The 25,408-nt window shown below is 64.8% G+C and carries 22 protein-coding genes; 10 read left to right on the plus strand and 12 right to left on the minus strand.

The features are described from left to right. Positions 1-146: 146 nt before the first annotated feature. Positions 147-1,592: a Do family serine endopeptidase gene (locus H9658_RS16300; RefSeq protein WP_191826157.1), complete on the minus strand. Its 1,446-nt coding sequence runs from the start codon at positions 1,590-1,592 to the stop codon at positions 147-149. A gap of 473 nt (positions 1,593-2,065) precedes the next feature. Between H9658_RS16300 and H9658_RS16305 the strand changes: the two genes are divergently transcribed. From H9658_RS16305 to H9658_RS16315, 3 genes are all read left to right on the plus strand, one after another. Then, positions 2,066-4,219: an adenosylcobalamin-dependent ribonucleoside-diphosphate reductase gene (locus tag H9658_RS16305; protein WP_191826158.1), complete on the plus strand. Its 2,154-nt coding sequence runs from the start codon at positions 2,066-2,068 to the stop codon at positions 4,217-4,219. Between the two features lie 194 nt (positions 4,220-4,413). Continuing rightward, entirely contained in the window at positions 4,414-5,118 is a 705-nt protein-coding gene (locus H9658_RS16310; protein ID WP_191826159.1) for a hypothetical protein, read from the plus strand. A gap of 91 nt (positions 5,119-5,209) precedes the next feature. Beyond that, positions 5,210-6,049, plus strand: a complete 840-nt coding sequence (locus H9658_RS16315) for a TSCPD domain-containing protein (RefSeq protein ID WP_191826160.1) — start codon at positions 5,210-5,212, stop codon at positions 6,047-6,049. A 288-nt stretch (positions 6,050-6,337) separates the two neighbouring features. On the opposite strand, the gene H9658_RS16320 is transcribed toward H9658_RS16315, so the two are convergent. Then, positions 6,338-7,129: a hypothetical protein gene (locus tag H9658_RS16320; protein ID WP_191826161.1), complete on the minus strand. Its 792-nt coding sequence runs from the start codon at positions 7,127-7,129 to the stop codon at positions 6,338-6,340. After that, positions 7,126-8,079, minus strand: coding sequence for a toll/interleukin-1 receptor domain-containing protein (locus H9658_RS16325; RefSeq protein ID WP_191826162.1), 954 nt, complete (start codon positions 8,077-8,079; stop codon positions 7,126-7,128). Before H9658_RS16325 ends, H9658_RS16320 begins: the two co-directional genes overlap by 4 nt. A gap of 449 nt (positions 8,080-8,528) precedes the next feature. Between H9658_RS16325 and H9658_RS16330 the strand changes: the two genes are divergently transcribed. Then, positions 8,529-8,924, plus strand: coding sequence for a SymE family type I addiction module toxin (locus H9658_RS16330; protein ID WP_191826308.1), 396 nt, complete (start codon positions 8,529-8,531; stop codon positions 8,922-8,924). A gap of 235 nt (positions 8,925-9,159) precedes the next feature. On the opposite strand, the gene H9658_RS16335 is transcribed toward H9658_RS16330, so the two are convergent. Beyond that, the gene (locus tag H9658_RS16335; RefSeq protein ID WP_191826309.1) at positions 9,160-10,071 is read right to left on the minus strand and encodes an alpha/beta hydrolase; all 912 of its coding nucleotides are present in this window, start codon (positions 10,069-10,071) and stop codon (positions 9,160-9,162) included. Positions 10,072-10,224: 153 nt separating this feature from the next. Between H9658_RS16335 and H9658_RS16340 the strand changes: the two genes are divergently transcribed. Further along, positions 10,225-10,431, plus strand: a complete 207-nt coding sequence (locus H9658_RS16340; RefSeq protein ID WP_318241397.1) for a SymE family type I addiction module toxin — start codon at positions 10,225-10,227, stop codon at positions 10,429-10,431. A 67-nt stretch (positions 10,432-10,498) separates the two neighbouring features. On the opposite strand, the gene H9658_RS16345 is transcribed toward H9658_RS16340, so the two are convergent. After that, positions 10,499-10,798: a hypothetical protein gene (locus H9658_RS16345; protein WP_191826163.1), complete on the minus strand. Its 300-nt coding sequence runs from the start codon at positions 10,796-10,798 to the stop codon at positions 10,499-10,501. Between the two features lie 246 nt (positions 10,799-11,044). Between H9658_RS16345 and H9658_RS16350 the strand changes: the two genes are divergently transcribed. The 4 genes from H9658_RS16350 to H9658_RS16365 all read left to right on the plus strand — a co-directional run bounded on the left by H9658_RS16350 (position 11,045) and on the right by H9658_RS16365 (position 17,698). Further along, positions 11,045-15,619: a DUF6531 domain-containing protein gene (locus H9658_RS16350; protein ID WP_191826164.1), complete on the plus strand. Its 4,575-nt coding sequence runs from the start codon at positions 11,045-11,047 to the stop codon at positions 15,617-15,619. A gap of 25 nt (positions 15,620-15,644) precedes the next feature. Continuing rightward, entirely contained in the window at positions 15,645-16,058 is a 414-nt protein-coding gene (locus H9658_RS16355; RefSeq protein ID WP_191826165.1) for a hypothetical protein, read from the plus strand. Positions 16,059-16,364: 306 nt separating this feature from the next. Continuing rightward, positions 16,365-16,979 carry a pyridoxamine 5'-phosphate oxidase family protein gene (locus tag H9658_RS16360; RefSeq protein ID WP_191826166.1) on the plus strand — a complete coding sequence of 205 codons (615 nt, stop codon included), beginning with the start codon at positions 16,365-16,367 and terminating at the stop codon, positions 16,977-16,979. Between the two features lie 56 nt (positions 16,980-17,035). Continuing rightward, entirely contained in the window at positions 17,036-17,698 is a 663-nt protein-coding gene (locus tag H9658_RS16365) for a CPBP family intramembrane glutamic endopeptidase (protein ID WP_191826167.1), read from the plus strand. A gap of 131 nt (positions 17,699-17,829) precedes the next feature. On the opposite strand, the gene H9658_RS16370 is transcribed toward H9658_RS16365, so the two are convergent. The 3 genes from H9658_RS16370 to H9658_RS16380 form a co-directional block, all read right to left on the minus strand. Further along, the gene (locus tag H9658_RS16370) at positions 17,830-19,155 is read right to left on the minus strand and encodes an alpha/beta hydrolase family protein (RefSeq protein WP_191826168.1); all 1,326 of its coding nucleotides are present in this window, start codon (positions 19,153-19,155) and stop codon (positions 17,830-17,832) included. 2 nt (positions 19,156-19,157) lie between these two features. Further along, positions 19,158-19,658 carry a PepSY-associated TM helix domain-containing protein gene (locus H9658_RS23330; protein ID WP_191826169.1) on the minus strand — a complete coding sequence of 167 codons (501 nt, stop codon included), beginning with the start codon at positions 19,656-19,658 and terminating at the stop codon, positions 19,158-19,160. Between the two features lie 98 nt (positions 19,659-19,756). Further along, positions 19,757-20,476, minus strand: coding sequence for a ThuA domain-containing protein (locus H9658_RS16380; RefSeq protein ID WP_179569367.1), 720 nt, complete (start codon positions 20,474-20,476; stop codon positions 19,757-19,759). 223 nt (positions 20,477-20,699) lie between these two features. On the opposite strand from H9658_RS16380, the gene H9658_RS16385 reads away from it, so the two are divergent. Further along, positions 20,700-21,434 carry a hypothetical protein gene (locus H9658_RS16385; protein WP_191826170.1) on the plus strand — a complete coding sequence of 245 codons (735 nt, stop codon included), beginning with the start codon at positions 20,700-20,702 and terminating at the stop codon, positions 21,432-21,434. Between the two features lie 466 nt (positions 21,435-21,900). Here the strand turns inward: H9658_RS16385 and H9658_RS16390 are convergent, their stop codons facing one another. The 4 genes from H9658_RS16390 to H9658_RS16405 all read right to left on the minus strand — a co-directional run bounded on the left by H9658_RS16390 (position 21,901) and on the right by H9658_RS16405 (position 25,331). Beyond that, positions 21,901-22,311 carry a hypothetical protein gene (locus H9658_RS16390; protein WP_191826171.1) on the minus strand — a complete coding sequence of 137 codons (411 nt, stop codon included), beginning with the start codon at positions 22,309-22,311 and terminating at the stop codon, positions 21,901-21,903. 150 nt (positions 22,312-22,461) lie between these two features. Then, positions 22,462-23,904 (minus strand): DUF692 domain-containing protein, encoded by a 1,443-nt coding sequence (locus tag H9658_RS16395; protein ID WP_191826172.1) that lies wholly within the window; start codon positions 23,902-23,904, stop codon positions 22,462-22,464. A 15-nt stretch (positions 23,905-23,919) separates the two neighbouring features. Beyond that, on the minus strand, positions 23,920-24,156 hold the full coding sequence (locus H9658_RS16400) for a hypothetical protein (RefSeq protein WP_191826324.1): 237 nt from the start codon (positions 24,154-24,156) through the stop codon (positions 23,920-23,922). A 341-nt stretch (positions 24,157-24,497) separates the two neighbouring features. Next, positions 24,498-25,331 carry a lysophospholipid acyltransferase family protein gene (locus H9658_RS16405; protein WP_191826173.1) on the minus strand — a complete coding sequence of 278 codons (834 nt, stop codon included), beginning with the start codon at positions 25,329-25,331 and terminating at the stop codon, positions 24,498-24,500. Positions 25,332-25,408 lie beyond the last annotated feature (77 nt).

A 25,408-nucleotide genomic window follows, 5' to 3' on the forward strand; every position in this document is an offset into this window, starting at 1 on the left:
CCGATGCTGCTCTCAGACTGGGGCGCCGGATGCTGAGAGGCCATCGCGATGATCTGACCGGTTGTTCGAGGTGCCCTTCAGTCGCGACGAACGAAGCCATACGCCCGGCCGATCCCGGAGCCTTTCGGTGCCACCGCCGCCCCACCTCACTGCATCAACAAATCCGCCTGCGCCCCGCCCCGCACCACGCGCAGCACCAACTGCGCCGGCTTGCGCGCGAAGTTGGCGCGGAAGCTGGCCAGGTCGGCGAATTCGCCGGTGGAGGCGGCCATCACGATGTCGCCGCTGGCCAGTCCATTGCGCGCCGCGCGGCTGCCGCGCGCCACGGTGCCGACCAGCACCCCGTTGATGCCGGACTGGCGCAGCGACTCGGGCAGGTCGGTGAAACTGGCGCCGCCCAGCCGCGGGTCCAGCGATTCGCCGCTCACCGCGCGCGGCTGCTCCTTCAAGGTCGCCTTGATCTGCAGCGACTTGCCGTCGCGGCGCACGTCCAGCGTCACCGTGCTGCCGACCGGCTGCAGGCCTTCGTAGTTGTGCAGCGCCTCGGCGCTGTCCAGCCGCTCGCCGTTGGCGCCGACCACCACGTCGCCGGGCTGCAGGCCCGCGCCGGCCGCCGCCGAACCGGTCAGCACCCGCGTCACCAGCGCGCCGCGCGGCGCGTCCAGGCCCAGGCCCTGCGCCATCTGCGCGGTCAGGTTCTGGGTCTCGATGCCGAAGGTGCCGCGGATCATCACCCCGTTGTTCTTCAGCAACTGCTCGACCACCGCCCGCGCCAGGTTCGACGGGATCGCCAGGCCCAGGCCGATGTTGCCGGCCATGCTGCCCTGCGGATTGAAGCTGGCGGTGTTGATGCCGACCAGTTCGCCGTGCAGGTCCACCAGCGCGCCGCCGGAGTTGCCCGGGTTGATCGAGGCGTCGGTCTGGATGAAGTTCTGGTAGCCCAGGCCGCGGATGCCGTTGCGGCCCATCGCCGAGACGATGCCCGAGGTCACCGTCTGGGTGAAGCCGAACGGGTTGCCGATCGCCACCACGAAATCGCCCACGCGCAGCTTGCTGCTGTCGCCCAGGCGGATCTCGGTGAGCTTGTCGGCCTTGATCCGGATCAGCGCCACGTCGGTGTCCGCGTCCGAACCCATGAACTCGGCCTTGAAGCTGCGCCCGTCGGCCAGCGTCACCTGCACGTCGTCGGCGTTCTCCACCACGTGGTGGTTGGTCAGCACGTAGCCGTTCTTGGCGTCGATGATCACGCCCGAGCCCAGCGACTCGTTGATCCGCTCCTGCGGGATGTCCGGGAACAGGCGGCGGAAGAACGGGTCGTTGAAGTACGGATTGCGCACCCGCACCACCTGCTTGGTGTTGATGCTGACCACCGCCGGCATGGTCTGCTGCAGCATCGGCGCCAGCGACGGCAGCGGCTGGCCGGCCACCGAGGCCGGCAAGGCGGCGCTGCCGGCCACCGTCTGCGCCACCGGCGCGGCGGGGGCGGGCGCGGCCTCGGCGCGGTTGTCCAGGTGCGCGTTGATCGCGGTGGCGGCGAAACCGCCGAAGGCGGCGGCGGCGGTCAGGGTCAGCAGCGTGGGCAGCGGTCGCATGGGTCGGGTTCCGGATGACGCGGCGGGAGACGCAAGGCAGATGGGCGCCGGGGCGCATAAATCAAGATGAACGAGCGGCGTTTAACCGCCAGTGAAAGCCCGGCGCAAGCGAAACCCGCGGCGGCGTACGGAGGCGCCGAACCGCCCGGTTTCGGCGTTGACAGCGGGCCCGCCCAGGGTTAGCTTGGGCACTTCGTTTTGCCACTACATGTAGCGGTAAGACGTCAAAGCAACCCAACTACTGGGGTTTTCGCTGGGGTCGATACCCCAGGGGGCGCACGCAGTGACGCATGGCGTGAACGTGAGACGGGCGGTCGAACGCCCTACGCATTCCCATTCGGCCGAAGGGCGGCGCCGCGCGCGCTGCCGCGGCTGTCGTCGTCGCGCAGCGCAAACCGCATACAAATAAGAGACACGGCGGACGGCCACCCCCATCCGCCCCATCGGGACAGGTTCGAGGAGAACAGAAAAGAATGAGCACGGTGCGCCTGGAAGTCGTCCAGACCGAGTCCAAGCAGAACCCCATCCCGATGCAGCCTGCGTCGCAGGATATCTGGGACAAGAAGTACCGCCTGAAGACCAAGCAGGGCGAGCCGCTGGATGCCGACATCGACGGCACCTACCAGCGCGTGGCGCGCGCGCTGGCCGACGCCGAGGCCACCGAGGAAAAGCGCGCCTACTGGTTCGAGCGCTTCGCCTGGGCGCTGCGCCGCGGCGCGATCCCGGCCGGGCGCATCACCTCCAACGCCGGCGCGCTGGAACATAAGCCGGCCACCAGCACCATCAACTGCACCGTGTCGGGCACCGTCACCGACTCGATGGACGGCATCCTGGAGAAGGTCCACGAAGCCGGGCTGACCCTCAAGGCCGGCTGCGGCATCGGCTACGAGTTCAGCACGCTGCGCCCGCGCGGCGCGTTCGTGGCCGGCGCCGGCGCCTACACCTCCGGGCCGATGTCGTTCATGGATATCTTCGACAAGATGTGCTTCACCGTGTCCTCGGCCGGCGGCCGCCGCGGCGCGCAGATGGGCACCTTCGACGTGTCGCACCCGGACGTGAAGGACTTCATCCGCGCCAAGCGCGAGGACGGGCGCCTGCGCCAGTTCAACCTGTCGCTGCTGATCACCGACGGCTTCATGCAGGCGGTGGAGACCGACGCCGACTGGCCGCTGGTGTTCCCGGTGAACCGCAAGGAAGAGGCCGACATCGACCTGGCCGACGCCAGCGCCGTGGTCTGGCGCGACTGGCCCACCCACAGCAACTACATCGTGCGCGACGACGGCCTGGTCGCGTGCAAGGTGTACGGGCAGATCCGCGCCCGCCACCTGTGGGACATGATCATGGTCTCCACCTACGACTACGCCGAGCCGGGCTTCATCCTGATCGACCGCGTCAACGAAATGAACAACAACTGGTGGTGCGAGAACATCCGCGCCACCAACCCGTGCGGCGAGCAGCCGCTGCCGCCCTACGGCGCCTGCCTGCTCGGCTCGATCAACCTCACCAACTTCGTGCGCGACCCGTTCACCGCCCAGGCGCGCTTCGACTGGGAGGAATACAAGGAAGTGGTGCGCGTGTTCACCCGCATGCTCGACAACGTGGTCGAGGTCAACGGCCTGCCGCTGCAGCAGCAGCGCGACGAGATCCTGCGCAAGCGCCGCCATGGCATGGGCTTCCTCGGCCTGGGCTCGACCATGACCATGCTGCAGATGAAGTACGGCAGCGCCGCCTCCTGCGAGTTCACCGAAGCCATCGCCCGCGAGATGGCCGTGGCCGGCTGGGAAACCGCGCTGACCCTGGCCAAGGAAAAGGGCCCGGCCCCGATCATGCAGGAGACCTTCGCCGTCACCGCGGCGATGCTGCGCCAGCGCCCGGAAATGGCGAAGGACGGCTGGCGCGTGGGCCAGCAGATCGAAGGCAAGCTGCTGCACGCCAAGTACAGCCGCTACATGCAGCGCATCGCCGAAGTGGCGCCGGAGCTGGTGGACGAGCTGGCCGAAGTGGGCGCGCGCTTCACCCACCACAGCTCCATCGCCCCCACCGGTACCATCTCGCTGAGCCTGGCCAACAACGCCTCCAACGGCATCGAGCCCAGCTTCGCCCACCACTACAGCCGCAACGTGATCCGCGAAGGCAAGAAGTCCAAGGAGAAGGTGGACGTGTTCTCCTTCGAGCTGCTGGCCTACCGCCACCTGGTCAACGCCAAGGCGATGCCGTTCGCCGAGGCCGCCGACGCGCAGCTGCCGGACTACTTCATCTCCGCCGACGACATCCACCCCAAGGAACACGTGGACGTGCAGGCCGCGGCGCAGAAGTGGGTGGACAGCTCCATCTCCAAGACCGCCAACGTCCCCACCGACTACCCCTACGAGCAGTTCAAGGACATCTACCGCTACGCCCACCAGCAGGGGTTGAAGGGCTGCACCACGTTCCGCTTCAACCCGGCCGCCTTCCAGGGCGTGCTGGTCAAGGAAGCGGACCTGGAGAACACCACCTACCGCTTCGAACTGGAAGACGGCAGCGTGGTGGAAGTGAAGGGCAACGAGCAGATCGAATACGACGGCGAAATGCACACCGCCGCCAACCTGTTCGACGCCCTGAAAGAAGGGTATTACGGCAAGTTCTAAGCCGAGTGTTTGCTCCCTTCGCCGGCAACGAAGGGAGCGGCGGCGGCGGGGAAATCGGGACGGCGCCATGCCGGCTTTCCCGAACGCTTCCCTACCGCGCGTCGATTGCCGTCGCATCCGGTTCCACGCTTCACCTCAATCGGTATAGCATCGCCCGCGTTACATAAACACTGACACCCTGAGGAGGGTTTTTTATGAGCAACGGTAATGGTGTGACGGCGACGCTGACGCAAGTCGCCGAAAACGTAAAAGAGACCGCCAGCAACATGGGCGAAGCGATCGCCGCCACCGCCAGCGACGCCGTCGCCAGCGTCAAGCAGACCGCCGAGAACGTGCAGAAGCGCGTGCAGGACCAGGTCGCCAAGACCCGCAAGGCGGTCAAGAAGGCCGAGAAGGCCGTCGCCAAGCGGGCGGAGAAGGCCGGCAAGTCGGTGAAGAAGACCGTCGCCAACGCGCGCAAGAAGCTGGAAGCGGCCAAGGCCAACGCCCAGTCCGAAGCCGCCACGCTGAAGAAGGCCGGCAAGAAGACCGCCAAGAAGGCGGCGGCGAAGAAGGCGCCGGCCAAGAAAGCCGCCGCCAAGAAGACGGCCACCAAGAAGGCCGCAGTGAAGAAGGCGCCGGCCAAGAAGGCGGTCGCGAAGAAGGCCGCGCCGAAGAAGGCGGTCAAGAAGGTCGCCGCGAAGAAGGCCGTGGCCAAGAAGTCGGTGGCCGCCAAGAAGACCGCGGTCAAGAAGAGCGTCGGCGCCAAGAAGGCCGTCGCCAAGAAGGCCGTGAAGAAGGTCGCCAAGGCCGCCAAGAAGAGCACCGCCAAGGTCGCCAAGAAGACCGCCGCAGTGAAGAAGACCGCCGTGCGCAAGAGCGCCGGCAAGAAGGCCGCGGCCACCCGCGCCAAGAAGTAAGCCGTCCCAGCTGCACCCTCTCTCCCGTCCGCGGGAGAGAGGCAGCGCGCGGGACGCGCGCCCAACACGACACGCACATCAGGAACGCATCATGGCCGTCAAGATCGACAAGAAAATCAAGGGCTACGCCGTCGTCACCGCCGAAGACAAGGCGCGCGACGCCGCACCGCCCGTGCCCGCCGCGTCGATCGACCGCGCCACCGCCGAGGCCGAAGTGCCGGTGGACAACATCATCCACATGCACGAGCGCATCGAGCGCCCGGACGTGCTGATCGGCAGCACCTACAAGATCAAATCGCCGTTGGTGGAACACGCCATGTACGTGACCCTCAACGACATCGTGCTCAACGCCGGCACCGAGCACGAACTGCGCCGCCCGTTCGAGATCTTCGTCAACTCCAAGTCCATGGAACATTTCCAGTGGATCGTGGCGCTGACCCGCATCATGTCCGCCGTGTTCCGCAAGGGCGGCGACGTCACCTTCCTGGTCGACGAGATGAAGGCCGTGTTCGACCCCAAGGGCGGCTACTTCAAGGCCGGCGGCGTGTACATGCCCTCGCTGGTGGCCGAACTGGGCAGCATCGTCGAAGAGCACATGAAGTCCATCGGCCTGCTGCACGACCCGGAGATGAGCGACCACCAGCGCGCGCTGATCAACGAAAAGCGCAAGCAGTACGAAGACCGCTCAAAAAAAAACAGTGAAGTGAAGCCGGCCGTGCCTTCTCCTGCGGGAGAAGGTGCCCGCAGGGCGGATGAGGGTACGGGTTCGACCGACTCCACCGCCGACCACGAAGAAGACATCGCCGTCACCGGCGACGGCGCGAGCTTCCCGCCGTCGGCCACGATGTGCCACAAGTGCAACACCAAGGCCCTGGTGATCATGGACGGGTGTGCTACTTGTTTGAATTGTGGGTATTCGAAGTGCGGGTGAGTGCCTGATTCTTAATCAGTGCTGCTCGGTCAAGTGCAACTTGGGAAGCCATTAATTAAAGTGCTTAGGCCGCGCCTTGGCGCGGCCTCTGTTTTTTGTGGATTCGTAAAAACACAAAGAAATAAGGAAGGCATTGCAGCCGCTGCTTCGATCCTTCTCGCTCCTTGGTCGGGGCGACTCATTTAATACATGGAGCAATGTTTTTTCTTTTTCGCTTAGGCTACTTTAACGCGCTTACGCTAGCCAGTCCTCTTCACCGCCAAAACTGGGAGTGGTGTGAGTGAGCGTTTATAGAGCTCCGTATTTCTTCAGGAGCGCCAGCTGCTTTTCAAGCTTTTCAGTATCGAGGCTCGCATCCAGTTGGACGTTCACTGTAAACAAGGCGCGTGGTGAGGATCTTTTCGGTAATTTTCGGACAGACATGCCCTCCTCCTCCTCTTCGGGAGCTTCTTCATTCTCTGCTGATTCTGCCGCGTCTGGAGCCTCCAAATCTTCTAAATCAGAATCTTCTGGCTCTTCGTTCTTCTCTGCGTCTGCAGGATTGACGGTCCCCAGTTCTTGAGCAGTCAGGTGTCGGAAAAAATCCCCTTCTGGACGAACCAGTCCTGCGGTTTGCATCGTTGATAAATAGATATCAATGCATGCCTCAGTTTCATCCGGGTGAACTTTTAGCTCCGCTGCGCGTTGCTTCAGTTTGGCTCGGCTGACATCATCTCCGTGGAATGTCTCCGAAAGTTTCTTAAAAATATTGGGCTTCAATGCGCTGTCACGATAAAGTATGGTCACTTCATCGTCGGGAGAGGATGCGATCTTCTTGGCCAATAAAGTGGCAGAAAATTCCCTTTTATTGTCCCCCTCAATTAATCCGTATTGTTTCAGTGCGGACGTGCGCACCGCACCGACGCCGCCTTTCGCCCCAACAACTCCCGAATATACGACGTCTTGAGGAATTCGAGCGACGTGAGTTTTGGTGACGAGTTTCTTGGAATATTTTAGCGCATCGATAAGGCTGACTCGAGGGAAAATTGAACCGCCCTTGCGGCCGCCTCTCGGCATGACTTTCTTCTTGGGTTCGTTCATACGTCTTTCCTAAGAGCTGCCAGAAGTTTGTCAAGTCCCGCTTTATAAGAGCGAGAGAAGTCGGCATAGAGCTTGTCCGAAATGATTTTCGGCATATCGGTGTCATCAAGCTTCAAGGGCAGGATGTGAACGTTGCGACGCTGCACCTCAGTGACCAGAGCGTTGTTCAACTCTTTCTGCACCCACGGCGAGTCGATGGAGTTGTGGCTGATCGCTATTAAGAAGTAGTCGGACTCGGCCAGGCCTTGAGCAATCGCTTCGGGGATGGAATCGCCGACGCGTATGCGCTGCTCGTCTAGCCACACGTCAATGCCCGCCGAGGTAAGGTCTGCGGCAAGTTGACGGATAAATGGCTTGTCCGCGGAGCTGTGCGAAAGGAATGCAATGCGCTTACTCTTCTCCGATTGATGCCGCTCCACCTTCTTTGCTTCTGCGTCGTCGAGTAGGTCCTCGGCAAGCAGATTCGGTTTGAGGGCGCCCAGCGACTGGGCCCATTCCAGCAACGGGTTGAGATCGGCGGGATTGAAAGGAACAATTCCAGCCAAAGTGGCAGCCTTCCTGAGAGCCACATCGGCCTTGTCGCCGAGTAACAAGAACTGGCGAACGCTGGTAAGAAGGGGCAAGCGCACGAGCGCTTCCTTCACAACGGCCTGCTTTTGCTCTTGAGAGCCCTTGTAGGGATATGGGAGCTGGAGTACGTAACCCTTGCCAACTGAATCTACGAGGCCGAGCTGGGCCGCGTTTTTCAGGAGCTTTCCTGCCGTCCTGGGATCAATACTAGCAAACTGCGCAATCTCTGCTGCTGTAGGTGAATCCATCCAGGCGATTGCATCAAGAACCACGAACAGTGGGTCAAGCTTCGCAGCCTCGAAACGTTGAGACGTTGGAGCTCGGGCTGCAGTCTTCCTGGCTTTGTGTGCCGCTTTCTTGGCTGGGATCTTGGATGTCATTTAACCTATTTATCACACCCATGAACGTTATCCAACTCCGAAGCTGAGGTTGGGCGCACTGCAGCACCTAAAGGCGATGGCGGAGAGCCAGGGATGTTGGGGGGGGCGGGTGCTGGGTCAGACCTGGTGTTTGATTGGCGCATAGCTTGCATTTCTGTCTACAAATACTCGTTGACGCCGGCTTTGGTAAAGAACAAAATTGAATCACTGCGTTAAATCACGCAGTCGGGATTGGCGTCCCGTGTTCGAAGGCGCAATCAGCGCCCATCTTTCGATGTCCGGCGCTTTTTTGTTGGCCGCATCGACGGCGCGAATGCTTGCCGATTTACGGCGGGCGGTGCGCGGGAGCCTTCGGGCTCGCCGGAGCCTTTGACCGGTACGCCAATCGTGCACCGTCCGCCACCCCGATTGGCGTCGGGGAGCGGACTTCCTTCTCAAAGGAGTTCCGTATGTCCCGCAAAGCAACCGCACCTACGAGCAATCCGTCCTCCCGTCGCCGCATTCGCGATGCCACGCTGTCGCCCGCCGCGCCTTTCGTCCCCGCCCCGATGCCGCACGTCTCGCTCGGCGACCTGACGTACACCACGCTGTTCAATCCGGTCCTGACGGAAGACGAACTGCCGCGCAAGCGCGCGCCGCGTTCGAACCAACCCACGCAGTGCACCATTGGCTACACCTGCCACGACGTGCTGGTGGACGGCCACCGGCAGAGCCAGCGCATTCCCACCTTGCGCCTGAGCGGACAGTGGCTGGAAGCCTTGGGATTCGCGCCGGGTAGCAAGCCGCACATCGCCATCGTCGATGGTGCGCTGATGATCACGCCCGCGCCAAAGGCACGCACCTGATACACGCAGCGCGTGGACTAGCAGTTCGGTAGCACGCTTCGCGTCACCGTCGCCAACGGGGGTTTGATGAGACGGTGGCGCAGGCGTGCATGCCGATAGTCCAGGCAGCCCGTGCGGAGGCCTCCGGTCGGGCTGCCTTTGCGCTCCACGAACGTCCTTGCACCGACAGGTGGCAGTTTTCAGAGCGCGGGCCTGCCGGGGCGAATGGGTCACACGCCGCCCACAACCTGGGCGGCTAGGAGCCTTCAGGAAGCACGCCAATCGACCTTAGCCACACTTCGGCCAGCTTGGGCCAATCGGTGATGGCGAACTTCGATTTGCGCAGACCGAACGCATGGCCGCCAGCTGCATAGAGATGGATTTCAGCCGGCACGTTCGCTTTCCGGAGCGCCGAGTAGTACACCATGGCCTGATTCACGCCGTCTGTGTGGTCGTCTTGCGCCTGCAGCAGGAACGTAGGGGGAACGTCGCCGGAGACCGGAACGTTGGGGTTCAACTTGTCGTCATTGGTGGCCAGGCGCCCCGGATAGATGGCAATCGCGAAGTCGGGCCGAGCGCTTTCCTGGTCCGCTGCATCCACCGGTTCGTACAGCCGCTTCTTGAAGCGGGTGCTGGTTTCCGCCACCAGGTAACCACCTGCGGAGAACCCCACTACCCCGACCTTTTTGGGGTCGATACGCCACTCCCTGGCGTGGAGCCGCACCAGTCCAATTGCTCGCTGCGCGTCCTGCAAGGCCACCGTGGATTCCGTGTAGAGGTCCGGGTAGCACGCGCACTGCCAACTATAGGGCGCGCTGGGCACGCGATACTTCAACAATACGCAGGTTATCCCCTGGCTGTTCAACCAGTCGCACACCTCCGTGCCTTCCAGATCCATCGCTAGAACCTGGAACCCGCCGCCCGGAAATACGACGACGGCTGCCCCAGTATTCCTGCCCTTGGGGGAATAGACCGTAATGGTAGGACGGGTCACGTTGGTAACCGCCGCCCAGGGCTTACCCGCGACCTCAGGGTCACTTCGCGACGTAACCACTTCCTCGCCCGGCACGGGCTGCGCGTTGGGCGGTGTGCCAGGCCACAAAGGCAATTGGGTGTGCCCCTCGGCAGGTTGCCAGTTGTGCGATTGCGCATGTGCAATGCTGCTCATGCCAAGAAGAAATGAAACCGCTAGCCAGGTCCAAAATTTCACAGCCGCATCCTAGTCGTGAGCTGGGAGGTAGAGTAGCTTTTCCACCGGCGCGTAGCCTGTGGCGAATGCCGGGGAGCCGCCGAATGCGGGGTCGGAGTGGATTTTCTATCAGTGCACCAACCCACGCAGTGCACCATTGGCTACACCTGCCACGACGTGATGGTAGACGGCCACCGGCAGAGCCAGCGCATTCCCACCTTGCGCCTGAGCGGTCAATGGCTGGCAGCGCTGGGATTGATGCCGGGCAGCAAGCCGCGTATCGCCATCGTCGATGGCGCGCTGGTGATCACGCCCATGCCGGAAGCGAAGGTGCGCTGAGCAAGCATGTCGGCCGATCGGCTGTGTCAGCCGACGCTGATCGGCTCCGAGCACGATCGTCGGTTGCCTAGGAATGGGAATTGCGCCGGGATTTGACTGCGGCCGTGATGGTGGAAAGCATCACCACGGCCGCGCTTGCCAGGAACGTGATGCCGGATGGGTTCGGAAGATCTTGGAAAAGGCCTACGGCATAAACGCCAAAGCTTGCAAGACAAATGGGCAGCGCGAGAAGCGACGTGAGTGCGCTTAAGAAGGCGAGCCTCGCGCCATGGTCCGGGTTCATGCGTGTCCTTGCCAGGATCCATCCATTGAGTGCCAGTGTCAGCGCGATGAGGCCTGCGACGACTGCGATCCACGTTCCATGCATCGCGGTATCCCGTGTCTAGTTTTTTGATTGTGCGCCTGGATAGCATCAAGATCCAAGTTGCTGGATGGCGCGTTGGCTGAGGCGCGACCACCCCTGTGTGCTGATGGCGGGTCAGGCCGGCTTCTGCAAAAAAGTTCCGGCCGTCTCAAAATTTGCAACAAAGTTCGGTAAGCTTTGTGGGGCCAGGCACTGCCTGTGCCCTGCGGTTGTCCGCCTACAACGCTATCGAAGCTCAAGGATGAAGCTATGTTGAAACGCCTCGCTGTTTTTATCGCTTTGAGCGTCCTTGCGCTTCTCCCTGCGAGGGTGTTTGGGCAAACCGGCGACTATGGCGCGCCTTATACCATCCAGTCCATACATGGGGTGGGCTCGTTTGCCACCGTTGGCGAGGCCGTGGGCTTCGTCACCAAGAAGATAAATGATCTGTGCAACGGAACTTGCACCAACCCACCTCAGATCTCGGTTCGCTACGGAACGGGCGATATCGTTGCGGTCATTTATTTGAATGGATCGGCCGACACGAACGTCCATGCCACATTGAGTCGAGGCGGCGGCGTGCCCCAGAAGAACCTGGGGGGGTGCCATACTCGCTGCACAGCCGGGCTTGGGGCGGATAAAGACGGCACCGGCCCGCGCGGCAGTCGCGAAAATGCGGCATTGGCCAATGGCGAAAATCCAGGAAGCCCCTTCGAAGGGGATCCAGTCAATGCATCGACGGGAAATCTGTATCGACAGGAAACAGATTTCAGCTCTGCCTCCGACCTCGTGTTCCGCAGGTTTTATAACAGCTCTGCGATTGTTGCGTCTTCCAATCTGGGTCCGCAGTGGAGGCACACCTATGACAGGCGCCTGGAAATTCAGCGCTCTGACATGGCAGATAGTCAGCAAATTATTAATTCGTTTCGGCCGGATGGCGGGGTGATTCGCTTCGTGCTTGCAGACGGCGTCTGGAAAGGCGACCAGGATGTTGCCGAGAAGCTTGTCGAGCTTCCGGCTGGCGCTGGCTACGCGCTCCAGCTTTCGGCGAACCATCAAACCGAGTCTTACGACGCAGGCGGACTGATCAAAGAGGTGAGCGATCAAGCTGGGCAGAAGGTTCTTGCATTTGCCTACAGCGACAGCAGCACGCCTGTCAGTATTGCGCCAAAGGCTGGGTTGTTGATTGCGGTGACCGACCAGTTCGGTCGAACTCTCAATTTGCGCTATGACAGTGCAGCGCGGCTGATCAATGTCATTCAGCCGGATGGCGGAAGCCTGGGTTACGCTTACAATGCCGCAGGCTATCTCGCTAGCGTCACCTATCCCGATGGGAAGACGCTTTCCTATGTCTACAACGAGGGCGCTTACACCGGAAACAATAATCTTCCAGGTGTTCTGACCGGAATAATTGATGAGAAAGGCGTCCGCTACGAAACGATCAAGTACCAGGGAAATACCACGAGGCGTGTGGCATCCACGGCCTTTGCCGGAAATGTGGATCTGACCAGTTTTGAATACGACAGCATCATCAGGAATGGTGGGTACAATGCGAAGGTCACCGGTCCACTTGGCAGTAGCGTAACACTCTCTTTCACGAATACCGGCTTCGGCACACTGCGGTCCTTTGGCGCCAGCGTTCCGTGCGGCGACCAATGCAACCAACCATGGAAGTCGCTGACCTACGATGCCAACGGCTATCCGGCGTCGGTGACAGACTTCAAGGGGACGATCACCAAGACGACCTATACGGCGGATGGACTGCTGACCCAACAGATCGATGCCTCGGGGACTACACAGCAGCGCACGACCAATACGACGTGGAACGCCGGTCTGCGCGTGCCGCTGACCCGGATCGTGCTCGACGCCTCCGGCGCCACGGCCGCCAAATCGGTCTGGGCCTACAACGCACGCGGCCAGCAAACGGCGCGTTGCGACGTCGATCCAACTGTGTCCGCTGCCATGAGCTACAGCTGTGGCAGCGCGGCCAACGCGCCGTCCGGCGTGCGCCAGTGGCTGACCAGCTACTGCGATGCCGTCGACGGCACGCAATGCCCGCTGATCGGCCTGGTGCTGAGCCAGGACGGCCCGCGCACCGATGTGGCCGACACCACGACCTATCGCTACTACCTGACCGCCGACGAATCCGGCTGCACCAATGCCGGCGGCGCCTGCCATCGCGCAGGGGATCTGTATCAGGTGGTCGATGCACTGGGTCGGGCCACGACCTATGTGGCCTACGACCGCAACGGCCGGCCGACGCGCACCCAGGATGCCAACGGCCTGATCCGCGACCTCACCTACACCCCGCGCGGTTGGGCGGCATCGAGCACGCTGCGCGCGAATGCCGACGGCACGTCGTCGGACCAGGACCAGACCACGCTCGTCGCCTACGATGAGGTTGGCAACGTCAGCAAGGTCACCGATCCGGACGGCACGTTCGTCGTCTACGGCTACGACGCCGCGCATCGCCTGACCGACGTGACCGATGGTGCCGGCAACACGATCCACTACTCGCTGGACCCGTCCGGCAACCGGTTCAAGGAAGACACCAAGGACGCGTCCGGCACGCTCAAGCACACGCTGTCGCGGATCTACAACAAGCTCGGCCAGCTGGCCACCCAGGCCACCGCCGAGGCCGATCCCACCGACTTCAGCTACGACCTCAACGGCAACGTGCAGCTGGTCACCGACGCACTCAAGCGGAAGACGCAGACCGACTACGACCCGCTGGACCGGGTCAAGCAGACCCTGCAGGACGTCGGCGGCATCGCCGCGAAGACCCAATTCGACTACGACGCCCTGGACCGCACCACCAAGGTCACCGATCCCAAGGGCCTGACCACGAGCTACCAATACAACGGCCTGGGCGACCTGCTCAAGCTGACCAGCCCCGACACCGGCGTGACCAGCTACACCTACAACAGCGCCGGCAACCTGGTCACCCAGACCGATGCGCGCAGCACCAAGACCAGTTACGTCTACGACGCGCTCGGCCGCCTGGCCAAGGCGACCTACGCCGACAAGGCGCTGATCGCGACCTATACCTACGATGCGAGCCAGGCCGTTTGCGTGGCTGGCGAGACCTTTGCGCTGGGGCGCCTGAGCAAGCTGCAGGACGGTAGCGGCCTGACCCAGTATTGCTACGACCGCTTCGGGCGCGTGGTGCGCAAGGTGCAGACCACCAACGGCAAGGCGCTGACCGTGCGCTACGCCTACACCAAGGGTGGCCGCCTGAGCCGAGTGACCTATCCGGATGGCGCGGTGGTGGACTATGTGCGCAATGCGCTGGGCCAGGCGACGGAAGTTGGCGTCACGGTCGCAGGCGGCACCCGGCAGAAGCTGCTCGGCGGCGCCATTTACTATCCGTTCGGCCCCAGCGCCGGCTGGTCCTACGGCAACGGGCGGCCGATGCAGCGTGTGCTGGACCAGGACTACCGCCCGCAAGCGATCCAGGACAGCCGCAGCGACGGCCTCAACATCGGCTTCGCCTTCGACCCGGTCGGCAACCTCACCGCGCTGACCGCGCCGGGCAACACCGCTCCGGTCGTGAGCCTGGGCTACGACAACCTGGACCGCTTGACCGCGTTCAAGGACGGCCCGACCGGCACCGTGATCGACGGCTACAGCTACGACGCCACCGGCAACCGGCTCAGCGCCCAGGTCAATGGCAGCACCCAGACCTACAGCTACCCGACCGACAGCCACCGCCTGGCGAGCGTAGCTGGCGCTGCACGCAGCTACGACGCCGCCGGCAACACCACGGCCATCGACGGGACGGCGCGCGAGTTCGCTTACGATGCGACGGGACGTATGAGCCAGGCCAAGCGCAGTGGCACGCTAGCGATGGAGTATCGCTACAACGACCGCGGCGAACAGGTGCGCCGCTTCCTGGGCACGACCAACACCTACACGGTCTACAACGAAGTCGGCCACTGGCTGGGCGACTACGACGGCAACGGCAAGGCGCTCCAGCAAGTCATCTGGCTCGACGACCTGCCGGTCGGTGTGCTGGCCGGCACCGCGTTGAACTACGTGCAGCCGGACCACCTCGGCGCGCCACGCACGGTCATCGACCCGGCGCGCGACGTGGCGATCTGGAAGTGGGACATCAAGGGCGAAGCGTTCGGCAACACGCCCCCGGACCAGGACGCGGATCGCGATGGCACGGCGTTCGTGTTCGGCATGCGCTTCCCGGGGCAGCGTTATGACAGTACAACGGGGTTGAACCAGAACTACTTCCGGAATTACGACACCAGTACGGGGCGGTACAGCCAAGGCGATCCGATGGGACTGTTGGGGGGGATCAGCGCATTCACCTATGCAGGAAGTGCTCCGCTCTGGAAAGTTGACCCCCTGGGCCTCGTAGAGGGAAGTCCTAGCAATTTGCAGAAGCGAGGGAGGATATCTGACTGGGCCATGCAAAAGGTCGGCTCCACCGCCTACGGGTTCTATCAGTCCAGGTCGGTCCAATATCCTGCGGGTTCGTGGAAGTGCTCCTCGTTCGTGTGCGATGCTGCTTCAGCTGCAGGAGCCTCGACCATGGTTTCAGTCAAGGGAAGGAATGGTGTGCCAGCCGACCGCTGCGCGACTGCCGCCGAGCTTGCCCAGGGAACCATTCCCAACTGGAGGCGACTTGGCCAATATGAGGAAAGAATGCCGGGGGACATTGCGGCCTACAGGAACGTCGGGCCGAATTCCACCGGGCATACGGCAATAGTGGTTCCAGGTGGAAATGGTGGTGTATCGACATTGGGAGCCCATGAGGTCTATGTGGGACCTATCGGTGTTGATGCGTTTCCTGATCCTGTCAATATGACCATTCTGCGATACATGGGTGAATGAAATGAAATCACTTGCGAGATGTTTAATGGTGCTGATCGGCTTCCTAGTCTTCGCTCCTGCGAACGCTGCCAGTTCCTGTGATACCCGGGATTTGGTCGTCGTGGAGCTTGATGTGGTTAAAGGGAAGGAGGTGATGAAAGTCAATGACGTTGTGCCCAAGTCGGGAGCTGCGTTCGATGAATTTTTCAGTGCCTGTGCCCGCAAGACAGTCGTCTTGGCCAGCCCCGATACCAAGATTTCTCAGCTGCTAAACATACGATTCTTTCTAGGTAAGATTGGATTGAAAGCCGACAAGAACAATTTCTTTGTTTTCTTTGCAGTCCCTGGTGGAAGAACCATGATCTACATGGAAACCTTTGCGACGATCAAGTACACCAATGACAAAGAAGAGCTCCTGAAGATTACGGAAAATCCACCTCAGGAGAGCAATTGGCTATAGCCATGCCTGAATATCGCTAGCTACTACCCGTTCGGCCCCAACGCTGGTCCTACGGCAGTGGCCGGTCGTTGCGGCGCGCGGCTGAAAAAGGAACCTAGTCGCCAGTGCGGTCTGCTTGCGTCTGGCTTACCTGTTGGGGATGCAAGGGCGTCGGCAGGCATGGCGTTGCAGGGCCTGAGCGGTGTCGAACGCGTCGCGGCCGATGAGCGGGCGGCTTCGCTCTACCAGGCATTCGCAAAGAGTCGGACGCCTTCGCCCAGGCCGCTATAGTGATGCCCGCATCACCAACAACGTCAGGACACCAGCATGACCCATCGCATCGCCACCCTCGAGGCGCTCGAAGCGCTGTATGGCCAGCCTGCCGAGCGCTCGCTGCGCAAGGAGATCGATCATCTGAACGCCGACTACCAGGCGTTCGTGCGCGCCTCGCCGTTCGTGGTGCTGGCGTCGGCCGGGGACGACGGACTGGACTGCTCGCCCAAGGGCGACTCGGCCGGCTTCGTGCAGATCCTGGATGCGCGCACGCTGGCGGTGCCGGACCGCCCGGGCAACAACCGCATCGACAATCTGCGCAATCTGCTGCACGACCCGCGCATGTCGCTGCTGTTCCTGGTGCCCGGCATCGGCGAGAGCCTGCGGGTGAACGGGCGTGCCGAGATCAGCGTCGATCCAGCCTTGCTGGCCCGCTTCGAGATCCGCGGCAGGCAGCCGCGCAGCGTGATCGTGGTGCATGTCGACGCCGCGTACTTCCACTGTTCCAAGGCGATCGTGCGCTCGGCCCTGTGGGATCCGGCGCGGCACGTGCCCCGCGAGCAGTTGCCCAGTGCCGGCACCATGCACGCGCACCTGGCGGACGGCGATTTCGATGCCGCCGCCTACGACCTCGAATTGCCAAAGCGCACGCAGGACATGCTGTACTAGCGCGTCAGCCGCGCCAGCCACCTTCGCGGCGGACAACCGGACCACAAAGGGGATCGATGCAAGGACGCGACACGATATCTGCGGGATGGGGCGAGCTACTGGCCGTCGTTGCGATCGCACTCGGACTGCCCATCTACTGGAGCTTCTCGGCCGTGCTGGCGCCCACGGGCGAGCCGTCGTTTTCCGAGGCGAGCCTGTGGGGCATGGTCCTCTACGAGCTGCTGGTCCTGGCCTTGCTCGTCCCGGTGCTGTGGTTCCGCGGATGGACGCCGCAGGTCTTGGGGCTGCATTGGCAGGGGCGCGATATCCGACCGGCGATCGGCCTGCTGATCGCGTGCATCGTGGCCTGCTATCCCCTGAACTGGCTGGGCGCGGGCATGGCCGAGGAGGTGAATCCTTCGATGGATGCCATGGTGGCAGGGAAGCTATCGCTGACGGCGGTGGTGGCAGTTTCGCTGCTCAATCCGATCTTCGAGGAAGTGTTCGTCTGCGCCTACGTGATCCGCGTGCTGCAGCGCAGCCACAGCCCGGCATTCGCGGTGAACGTCAGCGTCGCGATCCGCGCTTCGTACCACCTGTACCAGGGACCTGTCGGCGCGATCTCGCTGGTCGTCGTGGGGCTGATACTCGGCTGGTGGTTCGCGCGGACCGGCCGGCTGTGGCCCGCGATCATCGCGCACGGCCTGATGGACCTGCTCGCACTGATGGCCTATGCATAACGTGTCCGATTGCATGAAAGACATGGCGCTCAATGCGCCGTGCCGAAGCATTCTTCCGATCGCGTAGCAGACAGGGTGCTGGGAGATCGCTACTCGCAGAGATTCCCCGGCGGGGAATCGGTCTGGGCCATTCAGTCCGCCGCCGGCATCACGATGAACCTCCCTGCCGCCGGAAGCTTGCGGTCGTCGATCCAGTCCGCGGTCACGTCGAACAGGTGCGCGGAATAGGTCTTCGCCACGCCGTCGGCGGTCTTGATCGACTCGATCAGGCCATGATCCGCGTTCGGGAACACCACCACGGCCAGGTCCGCCCGGCGTTGCTGGAGCTGCCGAAGAATGGCTTGGGTGGCGGCATTCGGGGCCTGGCGGTCGCTCCCGCCCAGCAGCCACAGTTGGCGGGGCTTGATCGCTTCGATCACCGGTTGCGGCTCGTAGTCGAAGCTCAGCCCCTGCGCGAGGGCGGGTCCGTTGGCCTGGAGTTCGGCGCTCGAAAATTTCAGGAACAGGCCGGTGTACGAGCGGGGCTGGATGGCGGCCAGCCACGGCGCGTCGGCATGGCTGGACTTGAAGGCGTCCAGCTCGGCAAAGCCGTCGCGCATGTCGGAACGCACGATCCGTTCGGTGATGGCGGTCAGTTTCCTGGCTTCGGCCAGCGTGGTCTCGTCGAACCCAGCGCGCTGCAGCTGTTGCTCCACGAGCTCGCGGTCTTGCGCGATCGGCCCTTCCGCCATCGCGAAGGCGGCCACGACGAAATCCACTGGCACCAGCGTGGCGGTCAGCGGCGCGACCCATCCGCCCTGGCTGCCGCCGATCACGCCGATCCGGCGCACGCCCGGCGCAAGCCGCCGGGCTTCCTTGACCGCGGCTGCCGTGTCGCGTGCACGCGCCTGGAAATCGGAGGAGAGGGCGCCGGCGGACGCGCCGGTGCCGCGCTTGTCGTAGACGAAGACGGCGATGCCCCTGCGCGCAAGTTCGTATTGCCAGACGCTATCGTCGGTGCTGGGATCGTTGTTCGAACCTTCGACCCATACGGCCGCCGCCGTCGCGCGGCCAGTGGCGGGCAGCACGAGCTTGCCGTGCAGCGCGATGCCGTCGCTGCTGAAGGTGGTTTCCTTCTCGACCAGGCGCAGGCGGGTGCCGGTCTCGGTGGCCTCGCCCCGTGTCAGTTGCAGCGTACCGGTCCGGCAGGGGGCGAAACGGATGTACACGGTGTCTGCGCCGTATCCGCCGCTGGCGTCCACCCGCAAGCGGCCGAACCGGCCGTTCGACAGGGTGTAGTGGAGTTCGCGCTGCTTCCCGCCGTCGCCGGTGATGGTCACCGACTGCCCTTCGGGCAGCGCATACACCCCCAACAGGCAGCGCAGGTCGGGGTCCAGGCGGGTTTGCGGGACGGCATCCAGTGGCGCAGCCGCGGAAAGCGCGGCAGCGACGAGCGTCGCAGTCAGGAACGCCAGCATGGTCAGCCCTTGTCGTGTCGAAGCCGCACACTCGCAGCTTCGGGTGCTGCCGATAACGTGCCTAAGGTAGGGGGGACGGTTGGGCGCCTCTCGCATCGGCGATGGGGACGATGCAACGCGACCGCGCCCGTTGCGCTGCATCGCATCGTTCGGCATCCATCATCTGGCTGCGCCGCGTGCGCCACCACAAGGTAGACGCCGGTGATGGACAGCATCGCCACGATCAGGCCGCTCAGGGCGACCAGCAGTCGCCGCGGTATGCCGAGGAGGTGATCGGAGTGCAGCGAGAATTGCGACTGCACGAATGCGTCGCCTGCCGTGCCCCGGCCCATCGGATCCGGTGCCACGACGCGGCCATCGGATGCGGCGACGTACAGCCAGGACGGCCCCATGCTCTCGAGCGGATGGCCGTCGCGGTTGGCGTCGGTGAACGCGACGCCGTACAGGTCCGGCGGCGTAGAGCACGCAGGGGGCGACCGGCGCGGGGAAGACGTCCTTGGCATGGGCGGTCGCACACTCCATCTCCGCGGCGCAGCCCAGGTGGCGATCGCCGCACGCTGTTGCCTTCAGGGATAGCGGCAGCCGCAGCTCCCGCACCCGTTCAACACCGCGCCTGCCGCCCCGCCGCGTAGCGCACGCCTGCACGCAGCTGCGCGAGGAAATGCGGATCGGCATACACCGCCGCGTCGTGGCCCAGGCCGGTGTACCAGGCACGGCCGCCGTCGAAGGCGTGGCACCAGGCGATCGGGTGATCCGCGCCCATGGTGCCGCCTGTGTAGAGGCGTTCGTCCACGGTGGCGATGACCTGCACCTGCGCGCGCGGGTTGCTGCGGTAGTTGTAGATCTCGTCGTGGATCGGCCAGGGCGTGCCGTCGGCGCGACCGTCGCGTTCGGGCTGCACTTGGGTGGATTGCAGCCCGGGCGGGTGGCCCTGGAACCAGGCGCCGACCAGGCGCCCGTACCACGGCCAGGCGTAGCCGGTGTCGGCCGCCGAATGCACGCCGACGAAGCCGCCGCCGTTGCGCACGAAGCTTTCGAATGCCTGTTGCTGCGCGGGGTCGAGGATCTCGCCGGTGGTGCTGGCGAACACCACCACGCGGTAGCGGGCCAGGTTGTCGGCGGTGAAGGCGTTCGCGTCTTCGCTATGGTCCGCGGCCAGGCCTTCCTCGCTCGCCAACTGGCGCAGCGTCGCCACCGCGGTGGGAATCGAGTCGTGGCGGAAGCCGGCGGTCTTGCTGAAGATCAGCATGCGCTCCGGCGCCGGGGCGGTTGCGGCGACGCCGGCCAGCATGGCGGCGAGCGAGAAGGCGAGTGGCGTCATGGGGGGGTTCTGCCCCGGATGCTGGCTGGCGGGTAGCGCAATTGCGGTTTGGACGTCGGCGCGGACCTGCTGGCACCGCGCATGGCGCACCCAGGTGCGCGGAGCCGGCGTCGCCGCTGTCCATGCAGCACCGGGGCCGCGGCTGCGGAAGATGTCTGCCGCACTGGTCGACGGCCCGCGAGATGGGGGAAAATTGCACTCCCTTGCCGAATTTGGAACCGCCATGTCAGGACGATGGAGTTGGAGTTTGCTGCTGGGGTGCGGTGCGGCGTTCGCTGCCGCCGCGGCTGCGCCGGCGCCCGGCGAGTACGGCACCAAGGACGGCTGGGGCAGCCTGCAGATCAGCGGGCAGGGTGACGTGCGCCAGTTCACGATCGACGCGATGGGCGCCAACGGCCACAGCTGCGGGCTGTCGGGCACGCTGCGCGGCGAGATCGCCGAGGTCACCGAGGGCAGCGACACGCCGTGCCGCGTGTCGTTCAAGCGCACGCCCGGCGGGTTCGAGGTGAAGGCGCTGACCGAGGAGAGCTGCCGCGACTATTGCGGCGCGCGCGCCGGCTTCGAGGGCGAGTATCTGGCGTTGCCGGCGGGCTGCACTGCGGCGGCGAGCACGCGGCGGCGCGCGGCGTATCTGGCCGACTATCGCGGCAAGCGCTATGCGGCCGCGCTCGCGGGGATGGACGCGTTCGGCAAGGAGTGCGGCACGTTCTTCAATTGGCTGGAGCGCGACCGCTTCGCCAACGACCGCGCCATCGCCCTGCTGCGCCTGGGCCGTCCGAAGGAGTGCCTGGCCGCGCTGGACACCACCATCGCCGGCGCCAGCCGCGACGAGGACTCCTTGCAGGAGGAATTGGACAAGAACGGCAGCATGCTGCCGCCGACCGATTGGGACAGCTATCTGCCGATCGCCAAGTCCACCTGGTTCAACCGCAAGCTGTGCGAGGCGGCGAAGCCGTAACGGCCGCGTCGGCGCGGCTACAGCCGTGCCGAACGCAGCACTGCGTGTTTCGGCGCGGATACTGTCGGGGCGGAAGCCTCTCCCACAGTTCACCCGGCCGCCTAGCCGCAAGTCCCTGTGGGAGCGACTTCAGTCGCGACGAGCGAAGCCGTGGGTGTTCCGGCTTCGGATGCCGTCGGGGCTGAAGCCCCTCCTACAGTGCATCCGGCGGGCTAGCCGCAAGCTCCTGTAGGAGCGGCTTCAGCCGCGACGAGCGCAGCGGCGGGTGTTCCGGCTTCGGATACTGTCGGGGCTGAAGCCCCTCCTACAGTGCATCCGGCGGGCTAGCCGCAAGCTCTTGTAGGAGCGGCTTCAGCCGCGACGAGCGCAGCGGTGGATGCTCCGGCTTCGGATACTGTCGGGGCTGAAGCCCCTCCTGCAGGGAGCGGTATCCCGGGAGAATCCTGCATCCCGCGCAGAGCCGCCATCAACCGCCTGCGCGCGGAATCTCCAGCGGCGACCGCGCGCGGTCCACTGCCAGGATCGAGGCGTCGTCCGGATCGCGCAGCACATGCACGCGGGTGCCGGCGATGCAGAACTGCGGCAACAGGGCTTCGTCGATCAGCGTGCGCAGCGTTGCCGTGCACACGCCGCCCGCGCCGTCGAAAACGTCCAGCGTCAACTCGACCGCATGCACGGTCTGGCCCTGGCTGCCGCCGCGCGACAGCCCGTGCTCGGAGCGCTTGAGCGCGCGAATCTCGGCCTCGGCAGGGACGCCGCTGTGCTTCAGGCGTTGCCAGGTCTTCTCTTCGGCGGAGTAGAGGCCATTTTCGCGGGTGGCGACGATCACCACCGAGACGCCCAACAGCAGAACGGCGCTCATCACCACGGCGAACACGGTCCACAGCAGGATTTCGATGGCGACCGTCCTTGGCGGCGCCGGCCGCCAGCCCTGGTCGCAGGCTAGGAAATCGCGATGTCATCTGCGTGACATGCAGCCGCGCGCGCCGATGGCGTGCATTCGTGCAGCGGTTTGGGGAGACAGCCGCTAACCTGCCCGGATGGCGATGACCGCGCCGCCCTGCAGCTCGATCGCGAACCTGCCGGGCGCTTGCGCCGGCGGCGGGGCGCGCCGTTCGGCCAGCGCGGTCAGCAGCGGCACCGGGTCGCGGTCGAAGGCGACGACGCGCGCGTCGCCCTGCAGCGCGGAGTGGATCACGGCGCTTTCGAACATCGCCACCTGCGCCAGCTGCGGAATCGCCGGCGCCGCGAGTTGCACGTGCTCCAGGAAGCCCAGCGCCTCGCTGCTGGCGAACTGGCGCGGTGGCTGCGCGGCGGCGTAGTCCTCGAACAAGCTGCGGAAGGCCGCTTCGCCACCATGCGCCAGCAGCATGCGCGTGGTCAGCCGCGCCGCGCTGGCGATCTGTCCGGCGCGCGCATTGCTGGCCAATTCCCGCAGCAGGGCGACGCCGGGATCCGCCAGCAGTGCGGCGATGGGATGCGCGCCCGGCGCGTCGCCGCGGACCAGGGCGCCCAGGGTCCGTTCCCAGTCGGCGGGCGAGGGTGCGACGCCGCCATCGCCGCGCGCGAGACCCGCTGCCGCCTGCGGCGCGCGTGCGCCGGGCCGGCGCAGCGCCCATAGCGTGTGCAGCCGGTCGATCTGCCTGCGTACGTCGGCGATGCCGACGTGCGCCAGAGCGGTCGGCAGCATCTCGAAGACGATCGCGTGCAGGTTGGGCAGCGCGGGCATCAGCTCGGCGGCCAGTCGCATCAATTCTTCATCGACGAGCCCGGAATGGGCATCGAGCCAGTAGCCGCGGTGCGCGAAGCCGCCGGCCAGGTGCAGTTCGCAGACGCGCTCGAGCGGCAGCGCGGCGAGCGCCTCGCGCACCGGCTGGCGGCCGTTCTTCTGGTTGGTCCACAGGTTGTGCAGGTCGAGCAGGATGCCGCAGTCGGCCTGGGTCGCGACTTCGGCGATGAACGCGCCGTCGCTGAGTTCGCCAGCGACCGGGCGCAGATAGTTGACGTTGTTCTCCACCGCGAACGGCACCCGCAGGCCCTGCGCCATTGTGCGAATATTGGCCGCTGCCTGTTGCGCGCTCGCCACGGTCTGCAGCGGCGGCAGCAGGAAACCGGAATCGACCGGGCCGCCGGCCACCGGCACCGCATTGAAGCTCAGGTGTTCGCTGGCCCACGGCGCCTCCAGCGCCTGCACCACCTCGCGCATCAGTTGCAGACGTTGCGGTTCCGGCGCCAGCGAGCCGCCCACCGGGGAGGCCACGCCGTGCACGAGTTTGTGCTGCGGCAGCTCGGCGAGCTGCCGCACCATGCCGGTGTCGATGCGCATCGGCGCCTGCGCGTTGCCGGTCTCGAACCAGAAGAATTCCGGTTCGATCTCGACCACCCCGATCGCGCCGTCGTCCTCGGCCAGCACCGGCATCAACTCCGGCCACAGCACCAGGCCGACGCCAAGATCGGGCAGGGCATGCATCGCCGATGCCTCCGGTCAGGGGCCGATCCGCGGCGCGAAACCCTCGATCTCCAGCGCCGGATTGACCCGGAAGTCGCGTTCGATCACGAAGCGCAGGTCGAAGCCGGAATGGCAGGCCGCGCAGCCAAGCCGGCCGAGGATTTCCCGGGTGATCTTGTGCATCTTCTCGATGTCGTTGCCGACCTCCACCGGCACCGCGACGGTGACCGCGTGCGGGGACCGGAACGACGATACTGCCCTTGTGCTCTTCATTTGCGTTCTCCATGAACTGTTGGGATGGACCTGTGCGGACACCGTCCGTGTGCGGACGCGCGCTGCGACAGGCAGGCAGCCGCGCCGGAAATCCTGTGCGGGTCGGGAAGACGCCGCGCCGGTCGCTGTTGCCTGCCGATAACAACGCGGGGAGTGCCGCATAGCGGCCACGCTTGGTGCGGACGCGGCCGCGCGGGGGCTGTTCTTCAACTACGCCCAGGCCAGTGGCGCTCCCTATTTCATCGCCACCTGTTCGTGCAGCCAGCCCATCGAGCCCTAGAGGCCGAGACAGGCGTCACACACATGCGCCTTGCGCTGCGCGGTGTCGGTGCGGCGCAGGCCTATCGCGCTCCGTCGTGCGACGGCTGTGCGGCCAGCGCCGACGCCACGATGCCATGTACCTGCTGCGCGAGCGCCTTGCGGTCGGTGCCGGGCGCGATCGCGAGCGGGGCGTGGAAGGTCACCCTGACCGCTGCGCCGGACGCGCGCAGGAAGCGCAGGACGTGGGCGCCGGCCTGCATGCTGCCGTAGAACGCGTAGGCGTCGCGCTCGCCGCCGTGCGCCAGGCGGCGGCCATCGACGGACAGGATGTCGATGGTGAACGGTTGTAGCGTCCATGGCCGGGCGTTGGCGTCGCCGCCGAGGAACAGCGAGAACAGGCTGGACTTGAACGGGGCGACGCGCTCGCCGGACGAGGTGGTGCCTTCGGCGAACAGCACCACGTCGTGGTCGGGGCGGATCTGCGCGGCGACGGCCGCGGCCACGTTGGCTGCGTCGATCCGCCGGCGGCTGATGAACAGGGTCTGCGCCAGCGCGCCGAGCCGGCGCATGCCCGGCCAGCGCTCCATGTCGTTCTTGGCGATGAAGCGCGCGTGCAGCAGGCTGCCCAGCACCACGATGTCGAAGTGCGAGATGTGGTTGCCGACGAACAGCGTGCCGCCGCCGCGGCGCGGCGTACCCACCACCTCGACGCGGATGCCCATCGCCTTGCGCAGGCAGGCGAACCACAGCCGCGGCAGCACGAAGGCGCCGCGTCCGCGGGTGACGCGCATCAGCAGCCATTGCAGCGGCAGCAGCGGCACGCTGATCAGGACGAATGCGGCGAGCTTGGCGGCCACGCGCAGCGCAGCGAGGGCAGTGCCCGCGACAGGGCGGGGCGGGGCGGCGTGGTTCATGGGGGGGCGGATGGGCGGCGGGAGGCAGGCGTGTGCGCAGAAAGACGAGCGCCGGCTTCGGCGCGCCGCCGATGGTA

The sequence above is a fragment of the Xanthomonas bonasiae genome (assembly GCF_014836395.1).
Classification (GTDB): Bacteria; Pseudomonadota; Gammaproteobacteria; order Xanthomonadales; family Xanthomonadaceae; genus Xanthomonas_A; species Xanthomonas_A bonasiae.